Source organism: Streptomyces sp. SID12488 (assembly GCF_010548275.1).
Classification (GTDB): Bacteria; Actinomycetota; Actinomycetes; order Streptomycetales; family Streptomycetaceae; genus Streptomyces.
This window is the reverse complement of the sequence record NZ_JAAGLT010000007.1, coordinates 204,749-223,526: the sequence shown is the minus strand read 5'-3', so window position 1 is coordinate 223,526 and position 18,778 is coordinate 204,749. Positions and strand designations below refer to the sequence as shown.

The following is an 18,778-nucleotide window of genomic DNA, read 5'->3' as shown; positions in this document are numbered from 1 at the left end:
GACTGCTCCTGCGGTGAGAGGGGTGGGCCGGCGGCGGCGGGCTGGTCGTATGCCTTGTGCCCTACGGCTGTTTCTGCTCAGTCCATGATTTCGCAGATGGGGGCGCCGGAGGTGAGGGAGGCGCCGACTTCGGCGGCGAGGGCCTTGATGGTGCCGGTCTTGTGGGCGTTGAGGGGCTGTTCCATCTTCATGGCTTCGAGGACGACGATGAGGTCGCCTTCCTTGACTTCCTGGCCTTCCTCGACGGCGACCTTGACGATGGTGCCCTGCATCGGGGAGGCGAGGGTGTCTCCGGAAGCTGCCGGGCCGGTCTTCTTGGCGGCGCGGCGTTTGGGTTTGGCGCCGGCGGCGAGGCCGGTGCGGGCCAGGGACATGCCCAGGGAGATGGGCAGCGAGACCTCCAGGCGCTTGCCGCCGACCTCGACGACCACGGTCTCGCGGCCTGCCTCCTCGTCCGCCTCGATGTCGGCGGGCACGGCGAAGGCGGGGATCTCGTTGACGAACTCGGTCTCGATCCACCGGGTGTGGACCGTGAACGGAGCGTCGGAGCCGGTGAGTTCGGGTGCGAACGCGGGGTCGGTGACGACCTTGCGGTGGAAGGGGATGGCGGTGGCCATGCCCTCGACCTGGAACTCGGCCAGCGCACGGGCGGCCCGTTGGAGGGCCTGGGCGCGGGTGGCGCCGGTGACGATCAGCTTGGCGAGGAGTGAGTCCCAGGCCGGGCCGATCACGCTGCCGGACTCGACGCCCGCGTCGAGGCGGACACCGGGACCCGAGGGTGGGGTGAAGGTGGTGACGGTGCCGGGGGCGGGCAGGAAGCCGCGGCCGGGGTCCTCGCCGTTGATGCGGAACTCGATGGAGTGACCGCGCAGTTCGGGGTCGCCGTAGCCGAGTGGTTCGCCGTCGGCGATGCGGAACATTTCGCGGACGAGGTCGATGCCGGCGACCTCCTCGGTGACGGGGTGTTCGACCTGGAGGCGGGTGTTGACCTCGAGGAAGGAGATCGTGCCGTCGGTGCCGACGAGGAACTCGACGGTCCCGGCGCCGACGTAGCCGGCTTCCTTCAGGATGGCCTTGGACGACGCGTACAGTTCCGCGACCTGCGCCTCGGACAGGAAGGGGGCGGGGGCCTCCTCGACCAGTTTCTGGTGGCGGCGCTGCAGGGAGCAGTCGCGGGTGGAGACGACGACCACGTTGCCGTGGGAGTCGGCCAGGCACTGGGTCTCCACGTGGCGGGGTTTGTCGAGGTAGCGCTCGACGAAGCATTCGCCGCGTCCGAACGCGGCCACGGCCTCGCGGACCGCCGAGTCGAACAGCTCCGGCACCTCTTCGAGATTCCGGGCGACTTTGAGGCCGCGTCCGCCGCCGCCGAAGGCGGCCTTGATCGCGATGGGCAGGCCGTGCTGTTGGGCGAAGGCGACGACCTCGTCGGCGCCGGAGACGGGGTCGGGGGTGCCGGCGACCAGGGGGGCGCCGGCACGCTGGGCGATGTGGCGGGCGGCGACCTTGTCGCCGAGGTCACGGATGGCCTGTGGGGGCGGGCCGATCCAGGTCAGGCCGGCGTCGATGACTGCCTGGGCGAAGTCGGCGTTCTCCGAGAGGAAGCCGTACCCGGGATGGATCGCGTCCGCCCCCGAGTCCTTGGCGGCCTGCAACACCTTGGCGAAGTCGAGATAACTGCTCGCCGGGGTGTCACCGCCCAAAGCGAACGCCTCATCCGCGGCACGCACATGAAGCGCGTCCCGGTCCGGGTCGGCGTACACGGCCACGCTCGCGATCCCGGCATCCTGACAGGCCCGGGCAACGCGGACAGCGATTTCGCCACGGTTGGCGATGAGCACCTTGCGCACGATTGAGGCTCCCTCTCCCCAGAAAACGCGGACGTCGGGTGAGTGGTCTCAGTAGCTGCAGTGGCCGGGTATCTCGTGCTCGGTGAGAGTGATCTCCTTGCGGCCGAACTCGGCCAGGGAGAGATCAGCGGCCTTGAAGTCAGCGAAGTCCGTGGCCACTGAGGCTCCTTGAGGTCTGGACGTTGCGGTGAACGTCGAGGGCGGCGGTGGCGCGGTTCAGGGTGATGTAGTGCAGCCCGGGCGCGCCTTCGCCGAGGAGACGTTCCGCCATGGCGGTGGCGTGCTCGACTCCGACGCGGTGCCCTGCGACGGGGTCGTCGCGCGCAGCTTCGAGGCGGTGGGCGAGGTCCTCGGGGAAGGTGGCGCCGGACAACTCGGCGAAGCGGCGGATCTGGCGTACGTCGGTGGCGGGCATGATCTCCGGGATGATCGGAATGTCGCAGCCCGCGGCAGCGACCCGGTCGCGCAGCCTCAGGTAGTCCTCGGTCCGGAAGAACATCTGCGTGATGGCGTAGTCGGCACCGGCGCAGCACTTCGCCACGAAGTGCCGGATGTCCGACTCCCAGTCCGCCGATCGCGGATGCCGCTCGGGGAAGGCGGCCACACCGATCGTGAAGTCACCCAGGGATCGCACGAGTTCGACGAGTTCCTGTGCGTAGGTGAAACCCTGCGGGTGTGCTGTCCAGCGGCCCCTGGGGTCGCCGGGCGGGTCTCCGCGCAGCACCAGTACGTCGCGGATGCCGGCATCCGCGTACATGCCGATGATGTGGCGCAGCTCGGCGACGGAGTGACCGACCGCGGTGAGGTGGGCGACGGGACGCAAGGTCGTCTCGGCCGCGATGCGCCTGGTGATGTCGATCGTCCGGTCGCGTGAGGAGCCCCCCGCCCCGTAGGTGACGGAGACGAACTCGGGGTGGTGGGCCTCCACCCGCCGGATGGCGTCCCAGAGGGTGCGTTCGCCCTTCGTGGTGCGGGGCGGGAAGAACTCGAAGGAGAACGTCGTCATGAGCCTCTCCCCGCTTCGCGCGGGGCGGCGGAACGGTCGGTGCCCGTGCCCGGCCTTTCGTTCATCCCCGGCCCACCACTCGTGCCGCGATCTCCGCTGCCGCCACTGGTCCGTACGCGTCGGCGACACGGGTCGAGAACTCGGCGGGGACCAGCTTGTACTCCTGGGTGCCGATCGTCTCCAGGACGGTGGTCGCCAGGGCGGAGCCGACCTGGGCCGAGCGTTCCGGTGACAGACCGCGGCCCAGGCCGGCGAGGTATCCGGCGCGGAAGGCGTCGCCGCCGCCCGTCGGGTCGGCGATGCGCTCGGTCGGTACGGCGGGGACGGTGAGGGCTGTGGCACCACCGGCCCTGACGGTCGTACCGGAGCCGCCGCGGGTGACGATCCAGGTGCCGACCCGGTCGAGGACCTGCTTCTCGGTCCAGCCGGTGCGCTCCTGGAGCAGCGCGGCCTCGTATTCGTTGGTGAACAACAGCTGGGCGCCGTCGACGAGTTGGCGCGCCTCGTCGCCGATGAGACGAGCCAGCTGCTGCGAGGGGTCGGCGACCCGGGCGATGCCCAGCGCCCGGCACTCGGCGGTGTGCCGCGCCATGGCCGCCGGGTCGTCGGGGGCCACCACCACCAGGTCGAGTCCGCCGACACGGGCCGCGACATCGGAGAGCGCGATGTCGCGGGCCTCGCTCATGGCTCCGGCGTAGAAGACGGCGATCTGGTTCTGGTCGGCGTCCGTCGTGCACATGAAGCGGGCTGTGTGGCGGGTCCGGCTCACCTTCACCGAGCCGGTGTCGACGCCGTGGACGCGCAGCCAGACGTCGTACTCCGCGAAGTCCGTGCCGGCGGCGCCCACCAGTACGGGGGTGAGACCGAGGAGGCCCAGACCGAAGGAGATGTTCGCGGCGACTCCTCCTCGGCGTACCTCCAGGTCGTCGACGAGGAAGGACAGGGAGACGGTGTCCAGCCGATCGGCGATGAGCTGTTCGGTGAACCGGCCGGGGAAGACCGTCAGATGGTCGGTGGCGATGGAGCCGGTGACCGCGATCCGCATCTCAGACTCCCGCGGCCGTGCGCAGAGCCGCCACCCGGTCTGTCTTCTCCCAGCTGAAGTCGGGCAGTTCGCGGCCGAAGTGACCGTACGCCGCCGTCTGGGCGTAGATCGGGCGCAGCAGGTCGAGGTCGCGGATGATCGCGGCCGGGCGGAGGTCGAACACCTCGCTGATGGCGCTCTCGATGCGGCTCATGTCGACCGTGTTCGTACCGAACGCCTCGACGAAGAGGCCCACCGGCTCGGCCTTGCCGATCGCGTACGCGACCTGGACCTCGCAGCGCGAGGCGAGGCCCGCGGCCACGATGTTCTTCGCGACCCAGCGCATCGCGTACGCCGCCGACCGGTCCACCTTGGACGGGTCCTTGCCCGAGAAGGCGCCGCCGCCGTGCCGGGCCATGCCGCCGTACGTGTCGATGATGATCTTGCGGCCGGTGAGGCCCGCGTCGCCCATCGGGCCGCCGATCTCGAAGCGGCCGGTCGGGTTGACCAGCAGGCGGTAGCCCTCGGTGTCCAGTTTGACGCCGTCATCGAGGAGGGCCCTGAGCTCGGGTTCCACGACCGACTCGCGGATGTCGGGGGTGAGGAGGGAGTCCAGGTCGATCCCCGGAGCGTGCTGCGAGGAGACGACGACCGTGTCCAGGCGGACGGCCTTGTCACCGTCGTACTCGATGGTGACCTGGGTCTTGCCGTCGGGGCGCAGATACGGGACGGTCCCGTTCCTGCGCACTTCCGAGAGCCGCTGGGCGAGCCGGTGGGCGAGGTGGATCGGGAGCGGCATCAGCTCCGGCGTCTCGTCGCACGCGTAGCCGAACATCAGGCCCTGGTCGCCGGCGCCCTGCCTGTCGAGCTCATCCCCTTTCTCCCCCGCCGCGCCGCCCTCGACGCGCTGCTCGTACGCGGTGTCCACACCCTGCGCGATGTCCGGCGACTGGGCGCCGATCGACACCGACACGCCGCAGGAGGCGCCGTCGAAGCCCTTGGCCGAGGAGTCGTAGCCGATCTCCAGGATCCTGTCGCGCACGAGCTGCGCGATCGGCGCGTACGCCCGTGTGGTCACTTCCCCGGCGATGTGTACCTGACCGGTGGTGATCAGGGTCTCGACGGCCACCCGCGAGTGCGGGTCCTCGGTCAGCAGCGCGTCGAGGACCGTGTCGCTGATCTGGTCGGCGATCTTGTCGGGGTGGCCCGCGGTGACGGACTCCGAGGTGAAGAGGCGCAGCCCCTTGCTCTGTCGGGATCGTGCACTGGTCATCGTTCGGTCCTCTCGTCGGAGCGGGAGCCGGAACCGGTGTCGGCCGGGGTCGCCAGGATCAGTGCCTCCGCCCAGGGCGCGTCCTGGCCGACCTCGGGCATCTGTACGTCGGTCAGGCGGAAGCCGGCGCGGTCCAGCAGCGCCGTGAGTTCGGCGAGCGTGCGTTCCTGGCCGCCGAGTACGACCAGCATCTGCAGGTCGGAGAACTTGCCCGGGTGGAATCCGGCGACATCGGGGATCACCTTGTCGATGAGGACCAGTCGCGCGCCCGTGGGCATCGCCCGGCGGACGGCGCGCAGGATCCGCAGCGCGTCCTCGTCGTTCCAGTCGTGGATGACGCGGGACAGAACGTAGCTGTCGCCGCCGGTGGGGACGGAATCGGAGTCGAAGAAGCTGCCTCCGCGGATCTCGGCCCGGTCCAGCACGTCGCGGGACCGGAACAGGTCCGGGGCCTGGGCGACGCCCGCGGGGGTGTCCAGAAGGATGCCCTTCAGCTTGGGGTTCCGCTCCAGGAGGTGGGCCAGAAGTCCGCCCGCGCCTCCGCCGACGTCCACGACGACCTGGTCGTCGGAGAAGTCGCAGCGGTCGACCGTTTCGGTCGGCGCGCCCGTCTTCGCCATCGCGTTGAAGGAGGTGCTGGCGTCGGACTCCCGGGCGAGATAGGCGAAGTGCGAGAGGCCGTAGACATGGTCGAATGCCGCGCGGCCGGTGCGGACGGTGTGCATCACCTCCGCCCAGGCACGGAAGCTCTCCTCGCCGTTGACGATGATGAAGTGACGCAGACCGCGTGGGGCGTCGGAGCTCAGGGCCGCCCCCATCGCGGTCGTGCCGAAGACCTGGCCGGGGTGCTCGTCCAGCACGCCGAGGGCCGCGAGGGCCCGGCAGAAGCGGTAGAGAGCGCCGGGGTGCGCGCCGGTCTCCCCGGCGAGGTCGTCACTGGACCTGGGCCCCTGCGCGAGGGCGTCCGCGAGGCCGAGCTTGGCCGCCACGTAGAGGCTCTGGAAGGCCCACGGGGCGGTGGTGACGACCAGTTCGTTGAGTGCGACGGCGTCCGGCCGGGGGGCTCCGGTCATGGTGTGCCTTCCTCTGAACGCCGATCGGGTGAGCGGCGGTCGGGTGAGTGCCTGTCGGGGAACATGAGGTGCGGCTGGGCCAGGCCCCACCACCAGCCCATGTGCATGAGGCCTTGGGCGAAGGCGCACCAGAACCGGTACTGCAGTGACGCGTACGGGGGCGCCTGGTAGCCGTATTCGAACGGGTGCCACACGCGGTCGCGCCGGCGGGTCCGCTCAGGCATCGCGTTCCCAGCGGTAGAACTCGTGGGCCATGGCGTCCTTGGGCTCGCGCCAGGTCTCCGGGTCGTACGCCGCCACGAACGGGCCGAGTTCCTCGCTGATGCGCCGGAACTCGGGGTGCTTGCGGTTGCGGGTGACGGCCGCCTCGACCGGTTCGACGCCCTCCACGAGGTGGAGATACACCTCACCGAACTGGAAGAGGGTGCGTGAGCGGACACCGATGGTCTTCGGCAGGTCGGAGTCACGGTCGGAGCGCCCGAAGATGTCTGCGATGTCCGGTGCGGCATCGGGCAGCATTCGGGCGACGATCAGGCTTCGGTACATCTGGCTCTCCTGGTTCGACGACGGGAGGGGCGGGACGGCCGGGGCGCGGTCAGATGAGGAAGTCGGGGACGTCCTGGCCGAGCAGGACGGAGCCGACGCGGCGCTGCGCCTCCAGGCCGAAGGCGATGTGCTGTGCGGCGGTCTGGACGTCGCGGAAGTAGCGCTGGAGCGGCGCCCGGTTGTAGAGCTGGCTCGCTCCGCAGGCCCGCATCGCGGAGTCGGCGACATCGAGCGTGGCCCGCATGGCGTGCTGGACGGCGCTGGTCAGCCGGGCGCGGGACTCCGGTGAGGCGACGCCGTCCCGGGTCTCCTCCCAGACCTGGCCCACGGCCTCGTACACGAAGGCCCGGGCGGCGCCGACGGTGGCCTCGCAGCGGGCGATCTCGGCCTGCACGATGGGGGTTTGCGCGAGCAGCGTCCGCTCGGTGTTGCGTTTGGCGAGAACGATCCCGCGATACTCGTCCACGATGCGCCGGGCGGCTCCGAGCGGGAAGCCGGCCATGGCGACGAGCAGGTAGGTCATGTACGGCAGTCGGTACAGCGGTCCCTCTTCGCGCGCCGGGCCGTACGGGTCGAAGGTGAACCGGTGCGGGACGAGCAGGTCCGTCACCTCGATGTCGTGGCTGCCGGTGCCGCGCAGCCCGGCGACACGCCAGGTGTCGTGGACGGTGACGGAGGCGCGGGGCAGCAGGGCGAAGCGGGGCGGCCCGGCGGCCGGACGGTAACCGGCGACGAGGTGGTCGGAGAGCCCGCAGCCGCTGGTGTAGGGCCAGCGGCCGGTGAGCCGGATACCGCCGTCGCCGGTGTCGACGGCTGTGCCGAGGGGTGCCATCGAGCCGGTGACCAGCGGCGCGGGAGTGGCGCTCACGATCTCCTCGGCCGCCTCGGCCTCCAGCCAGGCGAGATAGCCGGCGCCCTGGCCGATCAGGACGGTCCACCCCGTGGCGGCGTCGCCGCGGCTCAGCTCCTCGACGACCCTGACGATCGTGAGCGGGTCGGCTTCGTGGCCGCCGAGCGAGGCCGGCGTCATCAGGCTGAACAAGCCCGCGGTGCGCAGTTCACCCACCAGGTCGGCCGGCACGGTGCGGCCGGACTCCACTTCCAACGCGCGGTCCGGGAGGGTCGCCGCCAGGCGGACGGCCTCCTCTACCGGGGAACTCTCCAGTTTGGTGACGGACATGGTCCCTGCCTCACTTGTCTGGGTCGGTGGACTCGGTGCCGGCCTCTCACACACCGAAGAACGCGGGCGCGGTCTGCAGGCCGAGCCGGGCATTGGCGATGCGCTTGCGGGAGTCGAAGGAGAAAGCCACGTGCTGCGATCCGGCGACGAGGTCGCGCATGCAGCGCTGCAGCGGGTTGGTGTCGAGAACGGCGGCCGTGCCCGCGAGCCGGAACAGGCCCTGCACCAGCTCCCGGCCGACGTCGTAGACGTGGATGACCGCCGCGGCCAGGCGGGCCCGCGCCGCGTAGTCGAGCGGGTCCTCGGCGAGCGCGCCGAGCAGCTCGTCCACCGTGTCCAGGAGGTGTCGGCGGGCCGCGTCCAGGGCCGTCTCGTGCTTGAGCATCGCGACCTGGACGGCCGGGTCCTCCAGGTAGGACGTGCCACTGCTCAGCAGCTTCCGGTCGGCGAACTGGAGCCGGGCCTCGTCGAGGGCGCGGCGGGCGACACCGAGGGGGAAGCCCGACATCACGGTGAGCAGGAGGTTGTAGGCGGTCAGCCGATACAGCGGGTCGTCGTACTTGGCGCGTTCGAAGTAGGGCACGGAGGTGTGGGCGAGGGGCAGGTCGATGCCCTCCGCGACGATGTCGTGGCTGCCGGTGCCCTGCAGGCCGGCGACGTGCCAGGTGTCGTCGATCCTGGCCCGGTCGGCCGGGAAGTGGGCCACTCCCATCACCGGGGCGCCCCACTGGTTGGTCTTCGGCCTGCCGTTCTCCATGACGATGAAGCCGCCCATGAACCAGTGGGCGTGCAGGCTGCCGCTGCCGAAGGGCCACCGCCCGGTGAGGGTGTATCCGGTGCCGTCGGGCTTCGGCACGGCCTGGCCGAGGGGCGCCTGGCCGCCGGCCACGATCAGGTCGGGGGTCTCGGCCAGGATCCGCCGGGCGACCTCGGGTTCGAGCCAGGCGAGGAACGCGTTGCCGATGTTTCCGATGAGCAGGGACCAGCCGGTCGCGCCGTCGCCCCGGGACACCTCCTCGATGATCTCGACGATGGCGCGGGGTGAGGCGCCTGTACCGCCGAGTTCGGTGGGCATGGCGAGACGGAACAGGTCGTGCTCGGTGAACTCCTTCACCAGGTCGGGCGGGAGAGTGCCGGCGGACTCGATGTCGAGGGAGCGTGCGGGGAGACCGGCCGCGATGCGGCGCGCGGACTCCAGCAGGGTCCGGTCCGTCTCCGCCGCGGCCGGGGTGGTGGCGATGCCGCTGCTCATGCGCGCGTCTCCTTCGACTGGGCGAGGGGCTCCTGGGCGCGTGCCTCGACGCGCCGGCGGATCAGATCCATCTGCACCACGCTGTTGCGGTTGATGTTGTCGGTCATCCAGGCGTCGTCCACGGGTGCTTCGGGCTTCATCGCGAAGTCCTGCCTCCAGTCCATGCGGACGCCGCCGGCCACCTCGGTGTAGGCCCAGTGGATGTTCATGTGGGCGAACGGCCCGGTCTCGACCCGGTGTGCCTTCACGGTGCGGGTCTCGGGGTCCGTCTCGCGTTGCGAGACCCAGCTCCAGATCTGGCCCTGCTCGTCCGGGTGCATGGTCAGCCGGAACAGCACACGGTGGCCCTCACGTTCGAGGATCTCGACGGAGGCGTACTCGCTGAACAGCTGCGGCCAGTTCTCCACGTCGTTGGTCATGTCCCAGACGAGGTCGAGGGGTGCCGCGATGACGACGGAGTTGCTGGTGGTTGCGCTCATGTCAGGCCGCCGATCGGAGCAGGGCGTTGGCGATGTGGAGCAGTTCGTCCGGGGACGCGCACTGCTCGGCGTCCGGGCCGAGCGGGATACCGAGGAGCTGTTCCAGTTCGGCGACGATGCCGAGCAGGCCGAGTGAGTCGACGGCCAGGTCGGCGAAGGTGGGCCGGGTGTCGCGGAGCGCGGCTCCGTCGGTGCGGGCTCCGGCGCACCTGGTGATCACCTCGGCGAGCGCCTCATGGCTGAGGGCGGTGGATGCGGACATGTCTCTCCTCCGGAGTGGTGCTCACAGGGCCCCGGTCGGGGCCGGGTCGGGTCAGGTCGTGGGGGCGCGCAGGACCAGTGCCGAGTTGCCGCCCGCAATGCCTCGGGCCAGGACGAGTGCGGCACGCGCGCCGGTGGGACGGGGAGCGCCGGTCACCAGGTCGATGTCGTACGGGGTCGAGGTGACGTACGGGGTGGGCGGGATGAGGCCGTGGCGCAGGGTGAGGGCGGCGAGCGCGACGTCGATGGCGGCGGCTCCCGCGTAGGCCCGTCCGAAGCCGGACTTCGGGACGGTCACCGGGACGGAGCCGAGACCGGGACCGAAGACGTCCTGAAGGGCTTTCACCTCCGCGCGGTCCGCGGCCGGGACACCCAGTCCGTCGGCGAAGACCACGCCGATGTCGTGGGGTGCGCACTCCGCCTCGTCAAGGGCCCCGAGGATGGCCTTGGCGAGTCCTTCCGCGCTCTGTTCGTGGCGCAGCGGGCCGGTGTGCGTGCCGGCGTGGCCCGCGATGTGCGCCCACGGTTCGGCTCCCCGGGCGCGGGCCGCTTCCGCTTCCTCCAGGACGAGCATGGCGCCGCCCTCCGCGGGGGTGAAGCCGCGTGCCCCGGTGCCGAAGGGGAGGTAGGCGTGGTCGGCGTCCTGTGACTCGCTGAGCATTCCGTGGCCGTACTGGCAGGCCATGGAGAACGGGGCGAACGGTGCCTCGGCGCCGCCGACGAGCATGGCTGTGGCGCCGTAGCGGATGTCCCGGGCGGCGTGGGCAATGGCGTCCAGGCCACCGGACTCGTCGGCGACAAGGACTCCGCAGGGACCCTTGAGGCCGTGCCGGATCGACAGTTGTCCGGTGCTGGCCGCGTAGAACCACGCGATGGACTGGTACGGGCCGACGTGCCCCGGTCCCCTGCTCCACAGCCGCTCGATCTCACGCTGCCCGAACTCGACGCCCCCGGCGGCGCTCGCCGTGACGGCGCCGAAGGAGTACAGCGGCAGCGTGTCGGGCCGCAGGTCGGCCTGTTCCAGGGCGAGGTCGGCGGCGGCGAGCGCGAACTGGGTGAACCGGTCGGTCTGCACCGTGACGCGCGAGTCGATCACCGAGGCCGGGTCGTAGTCGCGCACCTCACCCACGACGGTCAGGGGATATCCGTCGGACGGATACCGGGAGAGTCTGCCGAGGACGCCACGGCCGTCCAGCGCCGAGCGCCAGAACGTGTCGGCTCCCACGCCGGAGGGAGCGATCACCCCGATGCCGGTGAGGGCGGTCCGCCGTGTCATCGCGCGAGCTCCCCCGGGGTGAGGACGACGGCGGACTGGAAGCCGCCGAATCCGCTGCCGACCGACAGGATGTTGCGCAGCGGGGCCTCTCGGGCCTGGAGCGGCACGTAGTCGAGGTCGCACTCCGGGTCCGGGACCTCCAGGTTGGCCGTCGGCGGGACCGTGTCGTTGTCCATCGCCAGGACGCAGGCCACGAGTTCGATGGCGCCGATGGCGCCGAGCGAGTGCCCCACCATCGACTTGATGGAGCTGACGAGGGTGTCGTGGGCGTGCGCGCCGAGCGCCTTCTTGACGGCGGCGGTCTCATGACGGTCGTTCTGCTGGGTGCCGGAGCCGTGGGCGTTGACGTAGTCGACGGCGGAGGGGTCCACGCGAGCCTGCCACAGTGCTTGATCGATGGCCTCGGCCATCTCCAGGCCCTCCCTGGTCAGGCCGGTCATGTGGTAGGCGTTGCCCCGGGTGGCGAAGCCGCTGACCTGGCAGCGGGCCCGCGCGCCGCGCCGCCTGGCGTGTTCGGCCTCCTCGATGACGAGTACGGCGGCCCCCTCCCCCAGTACGAAGCCGTCGCGGGTGCGGTCGAAGGGCCGGGAGGCGTGGGCCGGGTCGTCGTTACGGGTGGAGGTGGCCCGGATGGCGTCGAAGCAGGCCACCGTGATCGGTGAGATGGGGGACTCGGCGGCGCCGGCGATGACGACGTCCGCCTTGCCCTCCTCGATGAGGCGCAGCGCGTATCCGATCGCGTCGAGTCCGGAGGTGCAGCCGGTGGACACGGTGTGCACGGGCCCCCGGGCGCCGGCCAGCTCGGCGACCTCTCCGGCCAGCGGCGCGGGCGAGAACACCCGGAACAGGTCGGCGGAGACCTTGCGGTGGTCGACCGTCCAGGCCGCGCCGCGAGCGCTGGCCGCGACGTACTCGGTCTCCAGCCGGGTGGTGCCGCCCACCGCGCTGCCCATGGAGACGGCGGTACGCCAGGACGCTTCCTCGTCGGGTTCGAGGCCGGCCTCGGCGAGCGCCTCCTGTGCGGCGGCCACGCCGAACTGCACGTAGCGGTCCATACGTGTGATCTGTTCCGGGGTCAGGACGGTCCCGGGGTCGAAATCGCACTCGGCGGCGATACGGGAGCGGAAGCCTTCCGGGTCGAACAGGGTGATCCCCCGGGTGGCCGTGCGTCCCGCGGAGAGCAGGTCCCAGAACGCCTTGGCGCCGGTGCCGCCCGGGGCGACCACGCCCACGCCGGTCACCACCGCGTGTCGGGTCACGACAACACCTCGGTGTCGACGTGGCCGAGCTCGGGCCGGGGGGCCAGGGGGCCGAGGTGGAAGACGATGCGTGCCTCCTCCTCACCGGTGTTGCGCACTCGGTGCCGGACACCGATCGGAACCAGGAGCCCCTGACCGGCGCGCGCCTCGTGGGGCACGCCGTCGAGGTCGACGGTGATGCTGCCGGTGGTCAGGTACAGGAACTCCTCGGAGTACGGGTGGTAGTGCTCCACCACGCGCTCTCCGGGCTGGAGGATCGCCACGCCCATGAAGCCCGAGGTGGAACCGACCGTGCCGGGGCTGAGGAGGGTGCGCATGTCGCCGCCGCGCTTGCGGTTGGCGGGGACGTCGTCGATGCCGACGATCCGGATGGTGGGCTTGCTGGTGGTCACGGAGACTCCAAGCGGACTGGAAGGTGGTGGTGTGGGTGCGGCGCGGCCGTGCACGTGCTGGAAGGTCCTGGAGATGTGGTGCGTGGTACGTCGGTCACGCGCCGGCCTGTACCGAGCTCGGCAGCCCGGCCCCGAACAGCGCGCGGGCATTGCCCTCGCGGATGGCCTGCCGTTGTGCCTCGGGGATGTCGAGGCGCTCGACGAGCCGGAGCCCTCCTTCGACCGACGCGCCGGGCAGGGGCGGTGAGTCGGTGCCGTAGAGCACCTTGTCCGGGCCGAAGACACGCAGGGCCAGCTCCACGGCGGTGGCGGAGGGGGTCGCGGTGTCCACCCAGATGCGGTTCAGGTAGCTGCTGGGCGGATGCGGGAGGCGGGGCGTGGCGGCGGACGCGGGCCGCGAGCCGCGCCCGGCAGCGAAGCCGGACCCGGGCCCGTTGCCGTTGCCGAACCCCGGGCCGGGACCGTCGCCGGCACCAGCGCGCGGACCACCGCCGGCACCGAAGCCAGGACCGGAGCCGGAGTCTCGGCCGAGACCCGAACCGGAGTTGTGGTTCGGACCGGGGCCTGAGTCGCGGTTCGGACCGAAAGCGGAACCGGACCCGAGACCCGAACCGGAGCCAGGGTCGGAGTCTCGGCCGAGACACGAACCGGAGTTGCGGTTCGGACCAGGGCCGGAGTCGCGGTTCGGACCGAAGCCGGAACCGGACCCGAGACCCGAACCGGAGCCCGAACCGGAACCAAGACCCGAATCGGAGCCGGAGCCGGAGCCGAGGCCGAGACCCGAACCGGAGCCGGAGCCAAGGCCGAGGCCCGAATCGGAGCCGGGGTCGAGGCCGGAGGCGAGGTTCGGTCCGGAGCCCAGGCTCGGATCGGAGGCGGAGTCACGGTTCGGGTCTGGCGTGGCGTCGGCGGCCCTGCCCCGCTGCCAGTGTTCCGGCGACCAGGCGCGGTCGAGCTTCTCCGCGAGGAGGGCGAGGGCGGCGACCGCGCCCTGGGCGATGAGGCGCAGGCCGGGGTGGCGCTCCAGCCATCCGCCGAGGACGCAGCAGGCGAGGCCGATGGTGACATCGGCGAACCGGCCGAGCTGTTCGACCGCCATCAGGTCCGCGAGGCCGGCACCGGCGGCGGGGGCGGCGGGGGCGTGCAGAAGGACGGGCACCTCGGTCTCGGCCGCGAGGGCGAAGAAGTCGGCGGCGTCGGGGTGGTCGAGGTAGCGGCCCGCCACGCTGGTGTTGGCGATGAGGCCGACGAACTCGTCCTGGACGAGACGGGCGCGGGCGGCCTCGAGGTGGGCCTCGCCGCCGAACGGGTTGACATAGACGTAGGCGCGCAGATGGTGCGGGTACCGGGCGACCAACTCGCCGAGCCAGTCGTGGAAGCGGGCCAGCTCCTCTTCGGACTGCGCGTAGTTGTCCACGCCCGGGACGGGAACCATGGCGCCCGCGCCGACGGGGCTGCCGATGACCGTGAGGTCCACTCCGGCGGCGAGCTTGGTCTCGATCATCGACTCGGCGTCCCCGAGCGAGCGGGGCATGGGGAACCTGCGCAGCGACTCCGGGGGGCTGAGATGGCCGTGCACGTCGATGGTCACGGCCGCGTCCCCTCACCGTTCGGCGCCGCGACGGTACGCGCGACGGCGGCGCAGTCGAGGTCTCCGTCGCCCCGGCGTACGGACTCCTCGTGGGTGGCCAGGGCAGCCTGGACGAGGGGCAGGCCGAGGCCGGTCCGGTCGGCCTCGGCCACGGCGAGGCTCAGGTCCTTGGCCATGAGCCGAAGCCGGAAGTCGGGGTCGTCGTAGCGCCCGGCGGCCAGTCGACGGGCCTTGAAGCCCATGACCGGCGTGGCGAATCCGCTGACGGTGATGGCGTCGAGGACGACCGCGCGGTCCAGTCCGACGGACTCCCCGAGGGCTGTCGCCTCGGCCATGGCCTGCACCTGAATGCCCATCAGGGTGTTCATGAGCAGCTTGAGCCGCATGCCGTCACCGGGACCGCCGATGTGCACCACCTGCTTCGCGATGGCATCGAGGACGTGTTGTGCCCGGGCCAGGTCCTTGTCCGTTCCGCCGACGTAGATCCGCAGTTCACCGTTCTCCGCGTGGTGGCCGTTGCCGAGCAGGCCAAGGTCGAGTACGTGGGGCGTGCGCTCGCGCAGGACGCGCAGGAGGTCCGGCGAGATGGTGCTCGCGGAGGCGAGGACGCCGTCGATCGGGCCGTCGGCGAGCACACCGTCCGGGCCGAGCAGCGCCTGTTCGGTGGCCGTACCGTCCGCGAGGGAGACCAGGACGACATCGGCGTGACGGGCCGCCAGGGCGGGTGTCCGTGTCACGGTCGCCCCGAGTTCGGCGACCGCCCGGGCGGGCTCCGGGGAACGGTTCCAGACGGTCGGGGTGATGCCCCGCGCGAGGAGGCGGCGGGCGATGCCGCCGCCCATCACGCCCAGGCCGACGACCGCGACGGCGGTGCCCGTACCGGCGCTCTGGTCGGTGCTCATGCCGGCGCTCCGATCCGGCGGTCCGTGAGCATGCGCACGGAGATCCGCTCCAGGAAGGCCCGGAATCCGTCGGTGTCGTGGAGGTTCTCGTCCGCCGTGACCAGCGCGGCCAGCTTGTCGGCGCCGCCGGAGCGGACGGCCGCCGCGGCGATCCGGTCCAGGGCCTCGCCGGTGTCGCCGTGCACCTCGGCCAGGCGGAGGACCACGTCACCGCGCCGGAAGATCGTGGTGCGGGCGAGGGTGGTCGGGGTGTCGGGGTGCAGGACCCGGGTGCCGGCGAGGAGTTCGGCGAGTTCGCCGCCGCTTCCCGGCCGGGCCGGGTAGAGCAGCGCGACGCGGTTTCCCCGCTGTTCGGCCGGGCTCTGCGGCAGCAGGTGCCCGGCGGTGTCCCGGTCGTGGACGACGGGGAGGAGCGCACGGTGCAGGAAGGCTCGGATGCCGTCGCCGCCGGACAGGTCCCGGGGCTCCTGAAGGTGCGGGTCGAGTGCCTCCTCGACTGCCCTGATCTGGGGCTGCTCCGCGAGGTGCGCCATGACCTCGCCGAGCCTGCCGTCGACGTCGATCACCCTGATCACCCGGTTTTCCGAGAGGAACACCGAGGTGCGGCGCAACAGCGGGGGGCCACCGGCCCGGCGGCCTGCGGCGGGGCGGCCGTAGCCGGACAGGATGCGGGCGACCTCGGGCTCGCTGCCCGGTTCCACGGTGAAGGTGAGTGCGTATCGGTTCATCAGGCGCTCCTGGAGACGGCGGTGGATGCCGGGCCGAGGCCCTGTCGACCGAGCCATTCGGCCTCGGTGACGGCTTGGAAGCGGCGGTCTCGCAGGGCGACCTGCTCCGGATCGCGTTCGTGGTGCAGGCGCCCGAGGTGCCATGCGGCCTGGGCGGCGCCGGTGGCCACCGGGAAGCGCTGTTCCTCGAAGTGGTGCAGGCGCCCGGCCAGACCGTGGTGGTCGTGCAGGTCGGCGCCCTGCAGTACGTCCGCGAGCGCGATGGCGTCCAGCAGCGCCTGCCCGCCGCCCTGGCCGGTGGTGGGCACCATGGGATGGGCCGCGTCGCCGACGAGCAGGGTGCGTACGGTGGACCAGCCGGCCAGCGGTGGCCGGTCGAGGATCGGGGTCCGGAGGACCTTCGCGGGCGTGGTCGCCTCGATCAGCGCGGCGGCCGACGGTGGTGCCGCGCGGAAGGCGTCCGCGAGGGCGGCGTGGTCCTTCGGTGTGTGTGCGGTGGCGTCCGTCCCGTGGGTGAGTCCGGCCGCCTCCTGTTCCTCGTCCGCGAGGGTCGCGACCCAGTACGTCCGTCCGCCGGGCAGCGGCCAGGATCCGAACGTCGCTCCCGAGCCGAGGATCTGACGCGCCGTCGAGGAACCGTCGTCGGCCGCCCTGTCACTGACGGCCCGCCAGGCGGTGAAGCCCGCCGGACGCGGAGGGGTGTCGCCGTGCATCTGACGACGGACGGCCGAGCGCAGACCGTCGGCGCCGATGAGCAGGTGACCGCGTTCGTAGGTGCCGTCGGACAGCAGGAGGTCGACTCCGGCGGCGGTCTCGCGGTACCCGGCGACGGTGGATCCCCGACGCAGTTGCCCGTCGGGCAGAGCCGCGTGGAGGGTCTGGTGGAGGCGGGCGCGCGGGAGGGTGATGCTCGGCGCGCCGAACGCCTCGGAGACCTTGGTCTGCGGCCAGCCGCCGATGCGTTCGCCGTCCCAGTTCAGCAGCTCCCAGCGGTGCACCTCGGCGCCGCTCGCGATCACCTGACCGTCGAGCCCGAGGGCGCGCAGGGCCAGTACGGCCGCCGGATTCAGTCCCATGGCGGAGCCGACGGCGCCGAGGCCGTCGGCCGCCCGTTCATGGACGGTCACGTCGAATCCGGTGTCGCGCAGGGCGACGGCGACGGCGAGGCCCGCGATGCCCGCGCCCGCGACGAGGACCCGGCCCCGGGCGGTCATCGGGACCCCGCCTTCTGGCGCGTTTCCCGCCGTACGGCGAAGCGCAGGGAGCGGCGGGAGGTGGTCTCCGCGACGAGGGGCATCGCCAGTTCACGGTGTCCCTCGCCCGCCTCCCAGGTGAGGAAGTCCTGGGCGCTGCGCCACTCGCTCGTGATCACCCATTCACGGGGGTCGGCGAGTGACTGGCACACCTGGTCCATGACATGGCCCGGAACGTCGGCCACATCGGCGCAGATCCGGTCGTAGGCGGTGAGGAAACGATCCTGCGCCTCCTCCTCGACGGTCAGGAAGAACATCACCCGCAGGTGGTCGCTCGGGACCGTGGGGGCCTGCTCGCTCATACTTCCTCCCAGCATCGGGTCGCGTGGCTGCGCTTGACGGCGTCGACGATGCGCGCCACGTGCCAGCCGTCTTCGAGAGTCGGGTGGTCCTGGGGAGTTCCGGTGCGGACGGAGGCGAGGAAGGACGTGGCGAGCCGCTCCCAGCGCCGCAGGCCCACTTCGTGGCGCGTGTTGGCGCCCGAGCCGGACATGCCGTCGACCGTGAGGGGCTGCGCCGCCCCGCCGGTCGGCCGGAAGGTCAGTCCATCCGTGCCGCCCCAGGTCAGGGCGCCCTCGTCGCCGATGACGGTCACCTCTTCCTCGGCGGGTCCGGTGAGATGGGTGGACTCCCACAGCCGCACCCGTACTCCGTTGCTCAGCTCGGCCAGGACGTCGTAGCCGACATCGGCGGTGACCTCGGCCCGCGGTACCGCTTCGTGGTCGCGTCCGTGGTTGTCCCGGGCCCAGGCGAAGGCGTCGAGCGTGTTGTGGAACTCGGGGCCGACGGGTGCGGTGCGTACGTCGTGGGAGAGCCGTCCGCACAGCGAGGTGAACTCGGCGTCGAGCAGCCAGCGCAGCCGGTCGATGACGTGGGTGCCGTGCTGCATGAGCCCACCGCCGCCCTCCGACTCGTCGTATATCCAGTTCATGGCCATCCGGGGCGCGCCCAGGGCACAGGTGCTGTGGACCTCGCGCACCCGGCCCACCCGTCCGCCGCGTACGAGGTCCCGCATCCGGGACAGTCCGGGGTCGCCGCGCCAGATGAAGCCGGTGGCGTGCTGGACACCCTTCTTCGTGGCGGCGGTGAGCATGTCCTGGACCTCGCCGGCCGTCATGCCGACCGGCTTGTCGCACAGCACGTGGCAGCCGGCCTCCACGGCCTGCAGGACCTGTTCGTGATGGGCGGGCGGCGGCGAGGCGATGGACACCACGTCGGGGCGGGCCTCGCTCAGGAGCTCGTCGAGGGTGTCCGCGACCACCGGCACTCCGTACCGGGCGGCCAGGTCCTCGGCCCGGCTCCGGGTGCGGCTGAAGACGCCCACCAGTTCGGCGTCCGCGCGCCGGAAGCCTTCCAGGTGCAGTCCGCCGGCCCAGCCCGCGCCGACCACCGCCACTCGTGTTCTCGCGTTCATCGGAACCTCTCGCCTTGGT

General features: G+C 71.7%; 19 protein-coding genes. All 19 read right to left on the bottom strand.

Going from position 1 to position 18,778, the window contains the following annotated elements:
• Positions 1-77 precede the first annotated feature (77 nt).
• Positions 78-1,850, bottom strand: a complete 1,773-nt coding sequence (locus G3I56_RS14390) for a biotin carboxylase N-terminal domain-containing protein (protein ID WP_164409349.1) — start codon at positions 1,848-1,850, stop codon at positions 78-80.
• 139 nt (positions 1,851-1,989) lie between these two features.
• The gene (metF, locus tag G3I56_RS14380; RefSeq protein ID WP_164409348.1) at positions 1,990-2,856 is read right to left on the bottom strand and encodes a methylenetetrahydrofolate reductase [NAD(P)H]; all 867 of its coding nucleotides are present in this window, start codon (positions 2,854-2,856) and stop codon (positions 1,990-1,992) included.
• Positions 2,857-2,917: 61 nt separating this feature from the next.
• Positions 2,918-3,901, bottom strand: coding sequence for a carbohydrate kinase family protein (locus tag G3I56_RS14375; protein ID WP_164409347.1), 984 nt, complete (start codon positions 3,899-3,901; stop codon positions 2,918-2,920).
• A gap of 1 nt (position 3,902) precedes the next feature.
• Complete coding sequence (metK, locus tag G3I56_RS14370; protein ID WP_164409346.1) at positions 3,903-5,153, bottom strand: methionine adenosyltransferase; 1,251 nt, start codon at positions 5,151-5,153, stop codon at positions 3,903-3,905.
• A complete protein-coding gene (locus G3I56_RS14365; protein ID WP_164409345.1) occupies positions 5,150-6,226 on the bottom strand; it encodes a methyltransferase in 1,077 nt (358 codons plus the stop codon). The genes metK and G3I56_RS14365 overlap by 4 nt, the downstream gene beginning before the upstream one ends.
• A 216-nt stretch (positions 6,227-6,442) precedes the next feature.
• Positions 6,443-6,772: a TcmI family type II polyketide cyclase gene (locus tag G3I56_RS14360; protein WP_164409344.1), complete on the bottom strand. Its 330-nt coding sequence runs from the start codon at positions 6,770-6,772 to the stop codon at positions 6,443-6,445.
• 49 nt (positions 6,773-6,821) lie between these two features.
• Positions 6,822-7,952 (bottom strand): acyl-CoA dehydrogenase family protein, encoded by a 1,131-nt coding sequence (locus G3I56_RS14355; RefSeq protein ID WP_164409343.1) that lies wholly within the window; start codon positions 7,950-7,952, stop codon positions 6,822-6,824.
• A gap of 46 nt (positions 7,953-7,998) precedes the next feature.
• Positions 7,999-9,204: an acyl-CoA dehydrogenase family protein gene (locus G3I56_RS14350; protein WP_164409342.1), complete on the bottom strand. Its 1,206-nt coding sequence runs from the start codon at positions 9,202-9,204 to the stop codon at positions 7,999-8,001.
• Positions 9,201-9,683: an SRPBCC family protein gene (locus G3I56_RS14345; RefSeq protein WP_164409341.1), complete on the bottom strand. Its 483-nt coding sequence runs from the start codon at positions 9,681-9,683 to the stop codon at positions 9,201-9,203. The genes G3I56_RS14350 and G3I56_RS14345 overlap by 4 nt, the downstream gene beginning before the upstream one ends.
• 1 nt (position 9,684) lies before the next feature.
• Positions 9,685-9,945: an acyl carrier protein gene (locus G3I56_RS14340; RefSeq protein ID WP_164409340.1), complete on the bottom strand. Its 261-nt coding sequence runs from the start codon at positions 9,943-9,945 to the stop codon at positions 9,685-9,687.
• A gap of 51 nt (positions 9,946-9,996) precedes the next feature.
• Positions 9,997-11,220, bottom strand: coding sequence for a beta-ketoacyl synthase N-terminal-like domain-containing protein (locus G3I56_RS14335; protein WP_164409339.1), 1,224 nt, complete (start codon positions 11,218-11,220; stop codon positions 9,997-9,999).
• A complete protein-coding gene (locus G3I56_RS14330) occupies positions 11,217-12,479 on the bottom strand; it encodes a beta-ketoacyl-[acyl-carrier-protein] synthase family protein (protein ID WP_164409338.1) in 1,263 nt (420 codons plus the stop codon). The genes G3I56_RS14335 and G3I56_RS14330 overlap by 4 nt, the downstream gene beginning before the upstream one ends.
• Positions 12,476-12,871 carry a cupin domain-containing protein gene (locus G3I56_RS14325; protein WP_343239943.1) on the bottom strand — a complete coding sequence of 132 codons (396 nt, stop codon included), beginning with the start codon at positions 12,869-12,871 and terminating at the stop codon, positions 12,476-12,478. Before G3I56_RS14325 ends, G3I56_RS14330 begins: the two co-directional genes overlap by 4 nt.
• 94 nt (positions 12,872-12,965) lie before the next feature.
• Entirely contained in the window at positions 12,966-14,462 is a 1,497-nt protein-coding gene (locus G3I56_RS45035) for an amidohydrolase family protein (RefSeq protein WP_164409337.1), read from the bottom strand.
• Entirely contained in the window at positions 14,459-15,364 is a 906-nt protein-coding gene (locus G3I56_RS14315) for an NAD(P)-dependent oxidoreductase (protein WP_164409336.1), read from the bottom strand. Before G3I56_RS14315 ends, G3I56_RS45035 begins: the two co-directional genes overlap by 4 nt.
• A complete protein-coding gene (locus tag G3I56_RS14310) occupies positions 15,361-16,092 on the bottom strand; it encodes a SchA/CurD-like domain-containing protein (protein ID WP_164409335.1) in 732 nt (243 codons plus the stop codon). The genes G3I56_RS14315 and G3I56_RS14310 overlap by 4 nt, the downstream gene beginning before the upstream one ends.
• The gene (locus G3I56_RS14305; RefSeq protein WP_164409334.1) at positions 16,092-17,306 is read right to left on the bottom strand and encodes an FAD-dependent monooxygenase; all 1,215 of its coding nucleotides are present in this window, start codon (positions 17,304-17,306) and stop codon (positions 16,092-16,094) included. The genes G3I56_RS14310 and G3I56_RS14305 overlap by 1 nt, the downstream gene beginning before the upstream one ends.
• A complete protein-coding gene (locus G3I56_RS14300; protein WP_164409333.1) occupies positions 17,303-17,647 on the bottom strand; it encodes an antibiotic biosynthesis monooxygenase family protein in 345 nt (114 codons plus the stop codon). The genes G3I56_RS14305 and G3I56_RS14300 overlap by 4 nt, the downstream gene beginning before the upstream one ends.
• The gene (locus tag G3I56_RS14295) at positions 17,644-18,759 is read right to left on the bottom strand and encodes a Gfo/Idh/MocA family oxidoreductase (RefSeq protein WP_164409332.1); all 1,116 of its coding nucleotides are present in this window, start codon (positions 18,757-18,759) and stop codon (positions 17,644-17,646) included. The genes G3I56_RS14300 and G3I56_RS14295 overlap by 4 nt, the downstream gene beginning before the upstream one ends.
• Between the last annotated feature and the right edge of the window lie 19 nt (positions 18,760-18,778).